At 43.2% G+C, this 16204-nt stretch carries 16 protein-coding genes; 12 read left to right on the top strand and 4 right to left on the bottom strand.

Annotated features, from left to right (window positions below; genetic code table 11):
- Positions 1–307 precede the first annotated feature (307 nt).
- The 4 genes from asnS to QNI08_RS04270 all read left to right on the top strand — a co-directional run bounded on the left by asnS (position 308) and on the right by QNI08_RS04270 (position 3624).
- Positions 308–1600, top strand: a complete 1293-nt coding sequence (asnS, locus tag QNI08_RS04285) for an asparagine--tRNA ligase (RefSeq protein WP_285766190.1) — start codon at positions 308–310, stop codon at positions 1598–1600.
- A 115-nt stretch (positions 1601–1715) separates the two neighbouring features.
- Complete coding sequence (locus QNI08_RS04280; RefSeq protein ID WP_285766189.1) at positions 1716–2411, top strand: DnaD domain-containing protein; 696 nt, start codon at positions 1716–1718, stop codon at positions 2409–2411.
- Positions 2412–2431: 20 nt separating this feature from the next.
- Complete coding sequence (gene nth, locus QNI08_RS04275; protein WP_285766188.1) at positions 2432–3088, top strand: endonuclease III; 657 nt, start codon at positions 2432–2434, stop codon at positions 3086–3088.
- A complete protein-coding gene (locus QNI08_RS04270; protein ID WP_285766187.1) occupies positions 3085–3624 on the top strand; it encodes a YpoC family protein in 540 nt (179 codons plus the stop codon). The genes nth and QNI08_RS04270 overlap by 4 nt, the downstream gene beginning before the upstream one ends.
- 48 nt (positions 3625–3672) lie before the next feature.
- Here QNI08_RS04270 and QNI08_RS04265 read toward each other — a convergent pair whose 3' ends face one another.
- From QNI08_RS04265 to recU, 3 genes are all read right to left on the bottom strand, one after another.
- Positions 3673–3837 (bottom strand): hypothetical protein, encoded by a 165-nt coding sequence (locus QNI08_RS04265; protein ID WP_285766186.1) that lies wholly within the window; start codon positions 3835–3837, stop codon positions 3673–3675.
- A 72-nt stretch (positions 3838–3909) separates the two neighbouring features.
- Positions 3910–6621, bottom strand: coding sequence for a PBP1A family penicillin-binding protein (locus tag QNI08_RS04260; RefSeq protein WP_285766185.1), 2712 nt, complete (start codon positions 6619–6621; stop codon positions 3910–3912).
- Between the two features lie 28 nt (positions 6622–6649).
- Positions 6650–7261: a Holliday junction resolvase RecU gene (recU, locus tag QNI08_RS04255; RefSeq protein ID WP_285766184.1), complete on the bottom strand. Its 612-nt coding sequence runs from the start codon at positions 7259–7261 to the stop codon at positions 6650–6652.
- 144 nt (positions 7262–7405) lie between these two features.
- Here recU and QNI08_RS04250 point away from each other — a divergent pair, with 144 nt between their 5' ends.
- The 4 genes from QNI08_RS04250 (at position 7406) to QNI08_RS04235 (ending at position 10152) form a co-directional block, all read left to right on the top strand.
- Positions 7406–8368, top strand: a complete 963-nt coding sequence (locus tag QNI08_RS04250; RefSeq protein ID WP_285766183.1) for a DUF2515 family protein — start codon at positions 7406–7408, stop codon at positions 8366–8368.
- 351 nt (positions 8369–8719) lie between these two features.
- A complete protein-coding gene (locus QNI08_RS04245) occupies positions 8720–8992 on the top strand; it encodes a hypothetical protein (RefSeq protein ID WP_285766182.1) in 273 nt (90 codons plus the stop codon).
- Positions 8993–9059: 67 nt separating this feature from the next.
- Positions 9060–9428 carry a YppE family protein gene (locus tag QNI08_RS04240; protein ID WP_285766181.1) on the top strand — a complete coding sequence of 123 codons (369 nt, stop codon included), beginning with the start codon at positions 9060–9062 and terminating at the stop codon, positions 9426–9428.
- Between the two features lie 79 nt (positions 9429–9507).
- Complete coding sequence (locus tag QNI08_RS04235; protein ID WP_285766180.1) at positions 9508–10152, top strand: YppG family protein; 645 nt, start codon at positions 9508–9510, stop codon at positions 10150–10152.
- 72 nt (positions 10153–10224) lie between these two features.
- Here QNI08_RS04235 and QNI08_RS04230 read toward each other — a convergent pair whose 3' ends face one another.
- Entirely contained in the window at positions 10225–10683 is a 459-nt protein-coding gene (locus QNI08_RS04230) for an Hsp20/alpha crystallin family protein (protein WP_285766179.1), read from the bottom strand.
- A gap of 140 nt (positions 10684–10823) precedes the next feature.
- Between QNI08_RS04230 and QNI08_RS04225 the strand changes: the two genes are divergently transcribed.
- From QNI08_RS04225 to QNI08_RS04210, 4 genes are all read left to right on the top strand, one after another.
- Positions 10824–11588: an alpha/beta fold hydrolase gene (locus QNI08_RS04225; RefSeq protein ID WP_285766178.1), complete on the top strand. Its 765-nt coding sequence runs from the start codon at positions 10824–10826 to the stop codon at positions 11586–11588.
- 120 nt (positions 11589–11708) lie between these two features.
- A complete protein-coding gene (locus tag QNI08_RS04220) occupies positions 11709–13988 on the top strand; it encodes a DEAD/DEAH box helicase (protein ID WP_285766177.1) in 2280 nt (759 codons plus the stop codon).
- A gap of 32 nt (positions 13989–14020) precedes the next feature.
- Entirely contained in the window at positions 14021–15295 is a 1275-nt protein-coding gene (locus QNI08_RS04215) for a ribonuclease H-like domain-containing protein (RefSeq protein ID WP_285766176.1), read from the top strand.
- A gap of 498 nt (positions 15296–15793) precedes the next feature.
- Positions 15794–16201: a CotD family spore coat protein gene (locus QNI08_RS04210; protein ID WP_285766175.1), complete on the top strand. Its 408-nt coding sequence runs from the start codon at positions 15794–15796 to the stop codon at positions 16199–16201.
- The last annotated feature ends 3 nt before the right edge of the window (positions 16202–16204 follow it).

Here is a 16204-nt window from a genome sequence, read left to right as displayed (position 1 = left end):
GTATATGATTTAAGGGTAAAATTCAATATTTTTTGAATATTATGTAAATAAATAAATGAAAGAAAAGTAAATGCATCAACACTTTTGAAGGGGTACTTTGAAACTCGGTTAGCAAAGCACCAGGATTGTTGTGTGTTCGTAATCGATTAATCTAATCTATTAAAATATGAGCGTGCAGCTTTTCTGAAACATGTTTGTAAGCAGGTGAATATCAGATATGTGATTTATTTGCTTGTAAGGAGGGCTATAGGTATAATAAGTAGAGTAAATTCCTTAGTAAGTTAAGCTATTTTTGGAGGGAAATTCCGTGAAAATTACAATAAAAGAAGCTAGCAAGTTCGTCGATCAAGAAGTTACGATTGGAGGCTGGCTTGCCAGCAAACGTTCCAGTGGGAAAATTGCCTTCCTTCAAATCCGTGATGGCTCAGGCTTCATACAAGGCGTGGTCGTGAAGGCTGATGTGGGTGAAGAAATTTTTGCCCGTGCGAAATCGGTTTCACAAGAGACATCCTTGTATGTAACGGGTGTCATCCAAAAGGATGAACGTTCGCCATTCGGCTTTGAATTGCAAGTGAAAGATATTGAAATCATCCATGAGTCATTGGATTACCCGATTACGCCTAAAGCCCATGGCCCTGAATTCTTAATGGATAACCGCCACCTGTGGCTGCGTTCAAAACGTCAGCATGCCGTGATGAAGATCCGCAATGAAATCATCCGTGCTACATATGAATTTTTTAATGAAGAAGGATTCGTCAAAGTCGATCCGCCGATTTTGACTGGAAGCGCCCCAGAAGGAACAAGTGAATTATTTGCGACTAAATATTTCGATGAGGATGCATACCTTTCACAAAGCGGTCAGCTTTATATGGAAGCGGCAGCCATGGCGCTTGGAAAGGTATTTTCCTTCGGTCCTACTTTCCGCGCTGAAAAATCCAAAACAAGGCGTCATTTGATCGAATTTTGGATGATTGAACCGGAAATGGCCTTCACGGAATTTAAAGAAAACCTTGAAGTTCAGGAGCAGTTCGTTTCTTTCGTAGTGCAGTCGGTATTGAAGAATTGCAAGCTTGAACTGAATACCTTAGGCCGTGACACGGCAAAACTTGAACAAATACAAGCTCCTTTCCCAAGGATCACGTATGATGATGCAATTAAATTCCTTCATGAACAAGGTTTCGAAGATATAAAATGGGGGGATGATTTTGGAGCTCCTCATGAAACAGCAATTGCTGAAAGTTATGATAAGCCGGTTTTCATCACGCATTATCCAACCAAGATCAAACCATTCTATATGCAGCCAGCCCCTGATAGGGAGGAAGTCGTCCTCTGTGCAGATTTGATCGCCCCTGAAGGGTATGGGGAAATCATTGGCGGCTCGGAGCGGATTCATGATCAAAAGTTGCTTGAACAGAGAATAAATGAGCATGGCTTGAGCGAAGATGCATACAAATGGTATATGGAATTAAGGAAATACGGCTCTGTGCCACATTCAGGCTTCGGCTTGGGATTGGAACGCACAGTTGCCTGGATTAGCGGTGTGGAGCATGTCCGGGAGACGATTCCGTTCCCTCGTCTGTTAAATCGATTATATCCATGATTTCATGAAGATGCGGTTATCTTGTCATTTTGGCAGATAACCGTTTTTTGTTAAAATTATAAACTTATTCGCAGAGCCGTATTCATGTTATACTGAAAACGAGGTGTCCAAAAACATGAATAAAGAACATTTATATGCGTGGTTTAAGGAAGGAACGATAACGATTCCATCCTTTTTGCTGACTAACTATAAGACAATGGGACTTAATGAACAAGAAATGGTCCTATTATTACAAATGCAAAGCTTCATCGATAAAGGTAACCATTTTCCTGCACCGTCCCAGATATCCGATCGAATGACCTTGCAGGAAACGGAATGTTTGTTCTTGATTCAACGATTGGTCCAACGGGGTTTCGTCCAAATGGCGGTTGAAGAGAATCAGGATATCGGCCAAGAAAAATACTCGCTGGCGCCACTTTATGAAAAAATGATGGACTGTTTCCTGAAAACGCTGAAGCAGGCAGAGTCAGCGGAGCAGCAAAAAGCGGAGGAGAGCTTATATACGATTTTCGAACAGGAGTTTGGCCGCCCTTTATCTCCATTTGAATGTGAGACATTGGCCATGTGGATGGAGGATGATCACCAACCTGAAATTATCAAGTCGGCCCTTAGGGAATCGGTCATTTCCGGAAAGTTGAATTTCCGCTACATTGACCGGATCTTGTTCGAGTGGAAAAAGAATGGGATAAAAACTTTGGCACAGGCAAGGGAGCAAGGACAAAAGTTCAGGGTTCATCAAAAGAGGGAACGTAAGACCGAAGCAGCTCAACCAATTAAAGATGTGCCCTTTTATAATTGGCTCGAACAGTAATGCAATGAAGGAGAACGAACATGTTGAACAAAGCTCAAATTCGATTTTGTCTGGATAAAATGGGAGAACTGTTTCCGGACGCCCATTGTGAGCTGAATCATTCCAATCCATTTGAATTGGTGATTGCCGTTGCACTGTCAGCTCAATGTACGGATGTATTGGTCAATAAAGTCACGAAGGATTTATTTCAAAAATATAAAACGCCTGAGGATTACATAAGCGTTCCGATAGAAGAGCTGGAAAATGACATTCGCTCCATCGGTTTGTTTCGTAACAAGGCTAAAAATATTCAAAAGCTTTCGCGCATGCTTATCGAAGATTACGGCAAGGTGGTGCCACGTGACCGCGATGAGCTAGTTAATTTACCAGGCGTTGGCAGAAAGACGGCGAATGTGGTCGTATCCGTTGCCTATGATGTGCCGGCGATAGCAGTAGATACGCATGTAGAGCGCGTTTCAAAGCGCTTAGGATTTTCCCGCTGGAAGGATAGCGTTTTGGAGGTAGAAAAAACATTGATGGCTAAAATTCCGATGGATGAATGGTCGGTTACGCATCATCGCCTCATCTTCTTTGGACGGTACCATTGCAAAGCCCAGTCGCCAAAATGCGAAATCTGCCCGCTTCTTGAATTATGCCGTGAAGGAAAAAAACGAATGAAAAGGAAAGAGGCCAAGTGACGCATCACGTTTTGTTAAAGGTGCCCAAGGAATTGGATCATCCTTTATTTTTCCCTGAAAAGGAAATCGTTTTGGTTAAAGAACAGTATGCAGGCTGGAGTGAGGAAATCCCATTTGAGGCGTTTCCATATGAGTGCCTTCATTTTAATGATGTTGCTTCATATACTCCTTGGAAAATGGGGGCCGGGCATGTAAGGGAAGTAGTGGCAAAATGGAAGCGAATCGATTCTGAATGCAGATTGTTATTTTCAGAACGGAAAGCCGGACAGACATTAGAACTCATGAAGCGGGGCATTGCCTTATTTTTGGCAGCGATCTTCTGGCTGCATGGCAGGCCTGTGATGCTGAATGTCTGGCAGGAGCAACTGAAGTCCTTTCCTACAACTCCGGTAAACACGGCAGAAAGGCTTGCCTTCATCCTTTCTCGACCGGCTTTCTTTCCTTCATATAGACAGCTTAGCGAGTTGTTCCAGGAATTTGAGAAACAATATATTAAATACTTGATAAAACATAATCATGACAAAAAAAACGTCTGAGCGAATGCTCGACGTTTTTTTGTTTGATGCTACCGCCGCTTATTTCCATTAAGCTTTCGCAGCAGGTGCTCCCTTTCCAGCTTGTTCAACAAAGGTGTGATGATCTGAAGGGAGAAGGGCCAGCTTCGGCAATACACGAAAAGAATCGCCTAAGTGAAAGCTTTGAAGTGAACCCAACAAGTTGGATTTTTCGTCTATCGTATAAGTAGCCAAAAAAACTGCACCTCCAATTGTTAGATGTTGTCTAACAATTGGGGTGCAGTTCACTTAGGCGGTTCTTTTTAGTTAGCCATTATTACCGTTGTTCTTGTCTTTATCTTTTTCTTTTTCTGGATCAGGGTTTTCAGCGGGTTTATCTTCTTCCACCGTACCAGGGTCGGTGCCGCTATTCCCATCCTCAACATTATCATCATCATTGTTCCCTTTTCCGTCATCAGGATTGTTTCCATTACCATTATCCGTGTTGCCATCACCGTTATTATCGGTGTTTCCGTTATCTGTATCGCCATTGTTGTTTTTATCTTCATCCTGCTTATCTTCTTCGCCTTCAGCAGGGTTTTCTTGATCCGGATTTTCACCTTGGGCAGGATCTTCAATCTCCTCATCCGTACCTTCCGGCTCTTCCGCTTCTGCAGGAATTTCAACGGAGGTGCTGGCAGGGTCACTTTGCTGGCCATCCGCCAATGCTACCACGGAGAAGGTATACTTACTTCCCGGAGTTGGATTCGGGATCTTCAAACTCGTATCCTTCGATTTCTTCAATACACTTTGTGCACCGCCATCAACGGACATGTTCACCTCGAATTGTGTATCTCCATCATCTTTTGGATATGCCCATGATAAGTTAATCTCATTGCTTTCCTGGTTGTATGAAGCACTTATGCTAGGTTTGTTGATTTTTTCATATTCTGTCGTAACTTTTGTCGGCTCATGACCTTTAACATAATACTCATAACTGATTTTACTGCTCGGTGTATAGGCATTGGCTTTAACCGCTGGGTTAGAACCTTTTATGACGCCAACCTTCACAACGCTATCCGGCTGTTCGAAGTCCTTGGTCGCTTTTGTTTGCGCCATGTGCGCCATCAAATTCTTAAAAATCGCCTTAGGGATTCTTTGTGATGAATCGCCGAGGTATTCCAATTTTTTACCTGAAGCATTATCATAGCCAGCCCACACCGCGACTGTATAATTGGTTGTATAACCCGCCATCCAGCTGTCTTTTACACCGGAAGAGGGGATATTGTTAGCTGCACGCTGTTCAGGCGTGAAATTGGTGGAACCCGTTTTACCGGCTACAGGCAGACCAGGAATGTTCGCTAGTCTTCCCGTTCCATAAGCTTCATTCAAGACGCTTTTCAGCATATCCGTCACGATGAAAGCAGTGGAGTCTTTCATGACCGGTTTCGATTCTGTCTTGTTCTTGATGGTCGTTTTGTCACGCAAAACAATCTTTTTCACACTATGCGGTTGATTATAAGTACCGTTGTTTCCGAATGAGCTGTATGCCCCGGCAAGTTCAAGGGTCGATACGTCCTTGCCGCCGCCAAGTGCAGCTGATTCCGTAATTTCCTTATCGAAAGGAATGCCGAGATCAACGGCAAAATCACGTGCCCGGTCCAATCCGACTTCCTGAAGTGTTTTCAGGGCTGGGATATTCAATGACCGTGCCAGTGCTTCGCGAATCGTTACCGTGCCATAATGGCGTCCAGATGCATTTTTCAGCGGTGTTCCGTTGCTATATGAATATTCCTCATCTTTGATTTGTTGGTAGGTGGACCAATTCAAATATTCAACAGCCGGGCCGTAGTCCAATATCGGCTTGATGGTCGAACCAGGTGAACGCTTGGCATCCGTGGCATAGTTCCAGCCGCGTTTGACCGTCGTGTTCCTGCCGCCGCCTACTGCTTTGATTTCACCGGATTGCGTATCCAGTAAGGTTATTCCAGCTTGAAGATCTTTACTTGGATAATTGATGATTTCATCACTGTTCAACATTTTGTAGACATATTCCTGGGCATCTTTATCGATCGTCGTTTGAATTTCCAAACCATCGGTAAAGACGTTATAGTCACCCATCTCACCGACTTCTTCAATGACTAAATCGATGAATGCATCGTAAGCGGTCGTATCGATTTGGCTTTTATCGATTTCCTGCAATCCTTCTTTAATATCGATGCTTTGTGCATCCTTCATTTCCTTTTCGGTGATATAGCCATGTTTATTCATTAAATGAAGGACGATATCACGCCGTTCTTTCGCCCGTTCCGGATATTTATATGGATCATATCGGCTTGGGCTTTGCGGTAACCCGACAAGCATCGCCGCTTCGTTCAATTTCAATTTGTCCAGATCTTTTCCATAATAAGTGCGGGAAGCGGTAAGGATTCCATTTGCACGGTTAGCGAAGAAAATCTTATTCACATACATTTCGAAGATTTCTTCTTTTGTATATTTCCTTTCAAGCTGGATGGATAGCCACATTTCCTGGACTTTCCTTTTGATGGTCTTATCAGGCGTTAAATAGGAACGCTTGATGACCTGCTGGGTCAATGTACTTGCACCCTCCGAGCCGAATCCATTTTTGACGTTGGCAATGACGGCACTGCCCAGTCGCAGGAAATCGACCCCGTGATGCTTGTAAAAACGAGAATCTTCCGTTGCCAGGAAGGCGTGTTCGACAAGGTCGGGTATGTCTTCATAATTGACAAAGTCCCGGTTTTCGGTACCGACTTCGGCTAGTAATTTACCATTTTCATCAAGTATTTTGGATGTGACCGGATCTTTCAATAGCTTTTCATCGAGTTTTGGAGCATCGCTTATGAAATAAGCCAATGCCGCGCCCCCCGTCACCAATCCGATAATCCCGATTGTAACAAGTATAAGGAAAATGCGCTTAAGCATGTTGGTTGACGTCTTAGGGCCTTTTTTGGGGCTCTTCTTTTGAGACTGACCCTGCTTTCGGCGCTCTTCCCTAGTATTATATTTTTCAGCCATTACAGCTAACCTGCCTTTCTAAAAAAAACTAAAAATTTTCTGCGATAAGCAAATCTACTACTTTAATATAGTCAATTCTCGGTTGAAAGCCAAGAGTAATCTTCTTTGAACAGTTTTCAACCTCTTTTAGAGTAATGGATTTGCGTCCGCCATCTTTCATTCTCTGCCAATAAAAACTCAACTGACCAGAACTCATCAAGTATATGTCATCCATTGCGGAGAATCGGATGATCACAAAGGCAATTCCACCATGCTGGACGATGTGTTTCATATGTTCAATTTGATGGTCATGAAAGTTTTTGAGGGGGAAGGAACTGCTGTTTTTCGTTTCCTTTGCCTCGAAATCAATGTACCTTCCTTTATAAACACCGTTGTAATCAGTGGTCGATGCTTGTTTGAAGTAGGCTTCCTTAATGACTGCTGCGCTTCTCTTCGGATAGTGGACATCGACAATTTGGATGGGTGTCGGTTTTTTATGGATGACGGCAATGCCGTTTGCCAAATAATACTTGTTGGTTTCGTTCAAATCATCTTCCAATGTTTTTCCCCGGTTGCTATAACTGATTTTTTTAAGTGGGCTTTTTTTTTCTTCCATAGCCTGCGGTATGAATCTTCGTCCATTGGGATAATGAAATGCCACTTTTACCCCTCCTTTTTTTCACTTATCTATATTAGCAAAAAAAGTATCCAAAATGTGAATAAAAAGAATTGTTTCTTAGAACGATAGGGTTTAAATACACTGATATGCCACAATTCACACGTTTAAGGAAGGGTTGGTTCCAAGATGAATCATCTGTCAAAGACGGAAAAGCAATTGCTTCGTTCGATAAGAAAGCAAACAGCAAAAGCGAATAGTGATAATATATCAAGAACGAAGGCTTATGAACAATTTTTTAGGAAACATCCAGAAATACAATGGGCATTCCTGGCTGGGATGGTCTCCAGGAATGCAGGCTGGAATATGTGTGATCTGGAAGGAATTTGGTTTTCCCGACTGCTTGGTCGTAAGTACAGGCGGCACTTGTTCCTGACATATGAAGAAGCGAATTGGAGAATATTTCAAGATGCATTTCCGCAATTACTTCTTTATCATTATTCGACGAGATACGGTCGCCCTTTGTTTCATTTAGGCAGATTTTTTTTCATTACCCAATTCATGACAAAAGCTTGGAACGCTTTTTGGAAACAGGGAAATCGCGAGAATTTGGTCACGGCCCTCATAATAAACGAACAAAATATCATTGAAAAACCAGTCATTAAAAAACAATCATTCGTTTTTCATTCTTTATTATTTTTCCTTCAGGACTGGATGCATTTTAGCACGGTGCTTTTTCCGACGTGCACTGGTGTGCTGTATGGCTCGTCCGTTTCTCATTTTAGAAATATCGATGAAAGGATTAAATTGGGGAAAAGGTTGGCAGGACTCCTGTTTTCCGAAGAATTGTTTCCTCTATTTTTAGAGTTTTCCTGCAGGACCGAGCCGACAGGGGCTAGATTTGATTATGAACAATATCGGAAAAAACCAAGGCGGCGAGAAACGCCGATGCTGCGAAAAGTTTATCCGGTCATTTCCCATAAAGTAGAGAAGACGGAACAGTGGGATAGGTATAGAAGGGTAAGAAGGAAGTGGTTGACTGAACCGGAGTGGGAAGAAAATCCGCAATTGACCGAATGGTATGACCATAAGCAGAAACAGCTTCACATAGCTGTATTGGTGAAGGATTGGCTGGGCTTCATTAGGAAGTAAACAGGGAAGGCAACGTATAAAGCCTTCCCTGTTTGTGGCATTAGCCTTTATTTGTTACGTAGAGGGATGGTTTTTCCCGCTAAGCTTCGGGTTGCCGGTCCCAGCTTTTTTGGAGGGCGGCTTTTGTCGTTTTTCGTATTCTTGCTCTTTGCTATCATTCGACTGCATGAAATCACCTCCTATCTGTATTTTTGTTTAAAAGTCCGATCTTCATTCTGCCATTGTTGTCGAAGGGCATAATAAATTAAGCGAATTCCACTTTCTTTGCCGATTCGCTTCTAGTTTTGTCAGTCATGAAGGGCTTTAAGATAAAAAAAAGAATAGTACAGGTAAAGAATGGGAGGGATCAGCATGGTCAATAAAAGTGTAGCAACAGAGGAAATATTGAGGATGATAGCTGAGATCAGTACCAGCCTGGATCGCTTGGAACTTTCTTATGGTGAAACCATCAATACTGTACGGTGCAAACTATGGGCAGAGCAATATACATTGGTGAATGACGCCCAGGAGGCCATAGACAAAGCCGAGGATTATTGGGTGAATACGGCGGATGACCGCTCCTTTTCCTTCGTTACGGAAAAATCAGTGAATAAACGCATGCTTTTGGCTGAGGTTCAGGCGTAAGGCAGGGAATTTCAATTTTTTCTTGTTCTGGATTATACTTAGGGGAAAATGTCCGGAGGAATCCATTGTGGAAAAAGAAAAGCTGCAACGATTAACAGATCAATTAATAAAATTTACGGCAAGAGCGAACGATATCTATGAGGAAGTTCGTGAAGCTGGAAAAGAAAAAGATTTCTTTTCAGAAGTTAAGCCATTTGCAGATCAAGTAAGGGAAGCGTGCATCGAATGGGAAACTGGTATGAAGGAATGGATGGAGGAAACTGGATTTAAGCACCTTTTCCCCGAGCAAATCGAACAAACTGCCCATAATCTATCCGATGTAGCCGTTCAGGCGTTTTTCCCGAAGACTAGCTATAAGCGGTTCAAAAGTCATGTCCAATCCGTCGAATTCATTTTGCATAATGTGAAAACCGAAATCGCACGGATCTTATCATAAAAAACACCTACACTTTATCACCTCTTTTTTCATATAATATTAGAACCATGTAATGAAAAAAGAGGAGGGCTCATTGAAAATGATGAGATCCGGTTTTAACCAATTCTCCCCAGATCAAGGACAGTATCCCCATTCCCAGCCGGAATATGGCGGTGGATACCAGCAGTCCATGCAGTATCCCTTGCACCATGACCAGGCCCATGATGGGTTCAATCCACCCTATCCCCACAATCCGGAGGGCTATACGATGCCATATCCTGATCCTTATCAGCAGGGGGCTTATCACCCTTTTCAGCCAATGCAGCAGCCGGCAATGCCTGTAAGTGCGCAACAGCCGGGCAACAGTGTCATGCAGCCAATGTCCCCAATGCCGCAAATGCAGCCAATGCAGCAGCCAGCACCACAAGTGCCGTACAATCCGCAAATGCAAACGAATCATTACAATCAGTATCCACAGCAGCAAGCTTTTAGTCCGTTCGCCAATCCGTTGTTGCCGGCCAAAAGGCCGCCGCAGGGGCAGCAACAGGCCCATAATCCTTATCCGAAGCAGCAGTTCATGCAAAAACCCCAGCCATCAGGCTTTAAATCGGTGATGAACCAATTCAAGACCCAAGATGGCTCCATGGATATAACCAAGATGATGAATACAGCTGGACAAATGATGAATACGGTTTCCCAGGTTTCTTCGATGGTAAAAGGGGTAGGGGGCTTCTTTAAAGCTTAAAATGATAAATAATAACGAAAAAGCAGACTTACAAGTGATCCAGCCACTTTACTAAGTCTGCTTTAAAATTGCCTAATTGATTTCAATTCGATTTCCTCTAATTTTGGGCAGGTGCAGTGTAAGGATGCCGTCGCGATGTCGTGCGGTAACTTGTGCATCATCAATCGGCTTTTGAAAGGTGATGGTGCGTAACATGGTTCCTTTGGCGCCTTCCTTTTGAAACATTCCGTGGGTGCCGGAATGTTTATGATCCTTCCCTGTCTGCCTTGCCGATATGGATACAGCCTGTGTGAGCACATCTATCGATATTTGGCTGCGTGAAATGCCAGGCAGGGTGGCTGTAAGGATATATTCCGAATTCGTTTCTTGTACATCAACCGGAAAGCTGCGTTCTTTAGTGGTACCGAAGAAATCATCCAAAGATTGCAGCATGCCTTTAGGCGGTCTTTCGGAAAACAGCCGATCCATCTTATTGATGAAGTGGGTGAACGGCTCGTTCCGGGTCCTATTATTTTTTCCAGAAGAGGTCATCACGGTGCTCCTTCCTAAAAACTCCTTTGCCTATAGGCTATGTAAGCGGTGGAAATTTGTGAATGCAACGCTGGGTTTTAGATGGCCGGCTATGGGGAATAACGTTATGGAATGAAAATAAAAGGAAATGAGGGTTCGATATGGCAGGAAATAGCAAGCTTTCATACATAGAGACGGGGAAGGGAAATAAAACGTTGCTATTTATCCATGGCTTTTGCGGCAGCCATGAATATTGGAAGGATATCATCTCGAAATTAAAAGATGAATTCCGTATAGTGGCGGTCGATTTACGAGGACATGGCGAAAGTGAGCCGATTTCTGCATCTTTTTCAATCGAAGATATGGCAGATGATCTCGCAGCGGTATTGGAAGACTTGGGAATCGATCAGGTTTATATGTTCGGGCACTCCCTCGGCGGCTATGTTACTCTGGCGTTTGCAGAAAGGTTTCCTGGGAAATTGTCTGGTTTCTCGTTGGTTCATTCCACCGCTTTGCCAGATGATAAAGCTGGTAAAGAAGGCCGTTTAAAATCCATTGAGACAATCGAAGCGAAAGGGGTCCCCGCTTTCGTTGATGGTCTTGTGCCGAAGCTCTTCGCCCATTCTGATGACCCCCGCATTCAATCGGCTAAAGAAATTGGGTATAAAACAAGTGAAGGCGGAGCGATTGGCTCATTACATGCCATGAGGGCCAGAGTGGACAGAAACCACGTACTGAAAGAAACGAAGCTGCCTGTCCTTTTGGTTGCAGGTGAACAAGATAAGATCATATCTGCAGAAAAAACCTTTTCTGTTGAGGGCAGTCATATTCAGAAAGTTACCCTCGAAGGAAGCGGGCATATGGGGATGCTTGAAACTCCAAGAAGATTGGCAGAAGAAATCAGGGAGTTTGCTGAAAAAAATTAATCCATTTGGGTTAGGCAGGAAACGGGAGTGTACCGTTTCCTGTTTTTTTTTTTTAAAAGGAAATAGTTTCCCTTTTGTATAGAACGTTCATTCGGTAGAATAGGATTATGAGGTGGATATATGAAACTGCGAAAAAATTTACAAGAGATCATCACTGATTTAAAAACGAATGAGGATTTTAAGGAGAATATCGTACATTGGCAAGTAATTGAAGCAAAGGGGGCAAGGCAGGTCCCTTTTCCTGGCCGGTTGGACGATAAGATCAAACAGGCACTGACCAAAAGAGGAATCAATGGGCTGTATACCCACCAAGCAACTGCGTTTGAGACTGCGATTGGCGGCAAGAGCCTTGTGGCAGTCACGCCAACGGCATCGGGTAAAACGCTATGCTATAATTTGCCGGTCCTTCAAAAGATCTTGGAAGATGAAAAAGCGAGGGCGCTTTATATTTTTCCGACTAAAGCGCTTAGTTATGATCAAAAAAGCGAATTGAACGAAATGATTCACGAAATGGAAGCTCAAATAAATAGCTATACGTACGACGGAGATACACCTTCCAATATTAGGCAAAAAATACGTCAAGCTGGACATATCGTCATCACCAATCCTGATATGCTTCATTCAGGAATTCTGCCTCACCATACGAAATGGGTCTCCCTTTTTGAAAACCTGAAGTACGTGATTATTGATGAACTTCATATATACCGTGGCGTTTTCGGAAGTCATACGGCAAATGTCATTAGAAGGTTAAAGAGGATCTGCAGCTTTTACGGAAGCGATCCCGTATTCGTCTGTACGTCCGCTACGATCAACAACCCAAAAGAGCTGGCCATGGAGCTTACGGAAACTCCGATGGTCCTAGTCGATAATAATGGGGCGCCGAGCGGGAAAAAACACTTTGTTTTTTACAACCCGCCAATCGTCAATAAACCGCTGAACATTCGAAGGAGTGCGGTTTTGGAGGTCAGGAAGCTGGCAAATGAATTTTTGAAGAATAAAATTCAAACGATCGTTTTTGCCAGGAGCAGGGTTCGTGTAGAAATTCTGCTGACATATTTGCAGGAACTTGTATCCAAGCAGCTTGGGCCGAAATCGATTAGGGGTTATCGCGGCGGCTACCTTCCCACACAGCGCAGGGAAATTGAACAAGGCTTGAGGGATGGGTCCATATATGGTGTGATATCTACAAATGCCCTGGAGCTTGGAGTCGATATCGGCCAGCTACAGGTGTGCATCATGACCGGTTATCCTGGATCGATATCCAGTGCCTGGCAACAGGCAGGCCGCGCAGGAAGAAGGCACGGTGAAGCGCTTATCATTATGGTCGGGAGCTCCAGTGCCCTAGATCAGTACATCGTTCAGCACCCCGATTATTTCTTTAACAGAAATCCGGAAACGGCAAGAATCAATCCAGATAACCTTTTGATCCTGGTGGATCATGTTAAATGTGCAGCATATGAGCTTCCGTTTAAAAAAGGCGATACGTTTGGAAAGGCGGAAATCATGGACGTGCTGGAATTCCTTACCGAAGAAAGAGTCTTGCATCAAAATGGCGACAAATGGCATTGGATGAATGATGCATTTCCAGCAAGCAATATCAGCCTTCGTTCCGCTGCCCAGGAAAATGTCGTGATCATCGATCAAACTAATGCCCCGGGGAATAAGGTCATTGGGGAAATGGATACGTTCAGTGCAATGACCCTTCTTCACGACGAAGCCATCTATTTACATCAGGGCACTCAGTTCCAAGTTGAAAAACTGGATTGGGAAGAAAAGAAAGCTTTTGTACGTGAAGTCAACGTGGATTATTATACGGATGCAAACCTTGCAGTCCAGCTATCTGTATTGGACGTGGATAAACAGCGGATTTTCGCTTCGACCTCAGCAGCCTTCGGGGATGTGGCCATACGGGCGATGCCGACGATCTTCAAAAAAATCAAATTTGAAACGCATGAAAATATCGGTTCTGGCCCAATCACTCTCCCGGAAATGGAATTACATACAAATTCTGCGATGCTATCTATGGAGCCGGATATATTTGAATGGGATGAAAACCGGATCGAGCAGGGAATGGTGGGGGCCTCCCATGCACTGAATTGCATGATCCCCCTTTATGTTATGTGCGACCCCCATGATATTCATGTGTATCCCCAGGTTAAAGCGGCGCATAATGAAAAGCCGACGATTTTTATCTATGATAGTTATCCAGGTGGAATCGGTTTGAGTGATAAAGTATATGAAAATTCTGAGCTCATTCTCCAGGAAACGATCTCGATGATTGAAAATTGCGCGTGTGAAAGCGGGTGCCCTTCCTGTATTGGCACGGAATCTTCAACAAAAAATGCGAAAAGTGATGCCAAAAGGTTATTGGGGCAATTTTGTAAGGAAAAACAATCATAGAGTGCAGTTATTGGTGAAAAGAGGTGTTGTTCATGTCTTTAAAAAATAAATTGAACCGGATGAAAAAACATATGAATTTAGAGCAGGTTAAACCTGCTTTGCCTGTTGAAAATACTGGGAGCGCAGGGGACATTCCTTATTTTGAAAAGTGGATGGAAAACGATACCGTTTCCTATCATTTCGATGATGACCATTGCTTCATAAGGGAGGTCCGTTACCCTTTGGATCATAAACATGGAAAATATGCATTTTCCGAACTGAAAGAGATTGTCAAGGAATGGAATCGAACGCCGCTTTCGCATCCGCTTTCCACCAAGGGAAGGAAAAGTGAAGAGCTTTTTTTCTTCGATACTGAAACGACAGGGCTAGGCGGCGGTACAGGAAATACGATTTTTTTACTCGGCTATGCCTATATTGTAGGGGAAGAGGTGGTCGTGAAGCAACATATCCTGCGGGAGCCAGGCAGTGAAATACCGCTTTATCAAAGCTTCCTTGAAAACATAAATTACGAGACACTCGTTACTTATAATGGTAAGTCATTTGACTGGCCTCAGTTAAAAACGAGGCATACCCTGATTAAGGAACATGTTCCGAAACTCCCTGAATTCGGACATTTCGATTTATACCATGCTTCTAGAAGGCTTTGGAAAAATAAATTGGAACGCGTGAAGCTATCTGCAGTCGAAACGGATATTCTGGGTGTGCATCGGAAAGATGATATTCCTGGATACTTGGCACCGATGATTTATTTCGATTTTGTTGAAAGAAAGAATCCGGAAATTTTATTCGGGATCATGAAGCACAATGAAATCGATGTATTATCTCTGATCACTTTGTATATCCATTTGTCCCGTAAAATTCTCCAACTGGACGGATATACGGAAGAATCCATAGAAATTGCGCGTTGGTTCGATTATTTAGGAAAGAAACAGGAATCCGCGGACGCTTATGAAAAAATCCTCGTCGCAGGTAATGAAGAAGATCGGATTGTGGCCGGCCACGCCCTGGCCTTCCAGAAGAAGAAGCAGAAACAATACATTGAAGCGCTCGACATTTGGAAAGAGGTTGCCTTGAAGGGGGATGACCAATTGAGGGTGGCGGCAAAAATTGAATGTGCAAAGTTATATGAGCATCAGTTCAAGGATGTATCCGCCGCGCTGGAATGCTCTTTGGCTGCAAAGGAAGAGATGGCGGGGGGAGAATATGGTCTTGCTGCCGAAAAGAAGCGGATTGAGCTGGAAAAAAGGATTCGGAGGCTTGAGCAGAAAGAAATAGCCATAGATTTTGCCAATGGTGCAAGAAAATAAGGCTCCGATTAGTCAGGAAAAAAAAGAATACAAATATTGTAGCCGTCAACTATTATGTGTAAAATGGAAAGAGCTGAGGGTTGAAACACCGAGACATTGATTTCACTCCTTGCATCATTTAAATTTGAAAGCGGAGCGGAGAAATGCATAAAACGACTTTATTCCTATTTTTTGTTGTCCTTTGTTTAACAATTGTTTTATTCACATCACTAAAAGGCAGTTTCTACTCCTTTTTGTAAGAAAACTCATCACCTTTAAGGAAATGATTAAGGGTTAGCCATAGTTCAAGATGTGTACGTGGTGTCTGTCACAAAGAGTTTTTTGCCTATTCCCTATAAATAGGTCATTTCATCAGTACACGTCTCCTCTTTTTTTCATAGTCTGTAATGGTAAGACTAAACTTATCAGACGAAAGGGGACGTATTTTAGATGAATTTTCGTAATTGTGGAGGAAACAACTCCAATGTAATGGGAGCTTACGGGAACGCACCAGGAGTAATGGGCGCTTATAACAACAATAACGCCAATGTCATGGGCGTATCAAATAACAACAACGTCATGGGCGTATCGAATAATAATAACGTCATGGGCGTATCAAACAATAATAACTCCAATGTCATGGGTGCCTATTCTCAACCGATGCAATATGGCCCGACGCAAACTTCTCCATCCCAAGTGGCCCCAGCCCAAGTCAATCCAACCAAGCAATATGTTAATACGAATGTTTCGAACACGGTGATTCCTGTTGTTCATCCATCACATACTACAACGGTCAACAAACATGTGAACACGTATAAGCATTACTTCCCGCATACACAATCCGTGGTGAATGAATGCTATACCCAAAACTTGATTTGTGGAAAACCGCACAACCCGTGCTGTCCGCCTAGACATTTCGGATACTGATAA

It is taken from the genome of Peribacillus folii (genome assembly GCF_030271255.1).
Classification (GTDB): domain Bacteria; phylum Bacillota; class Bacilli; order Bacillales; family DSM-1321; genus Peribacillus.
This window is presented reverse-complemented; position numbering and strand designations above follow the sequence as displayed.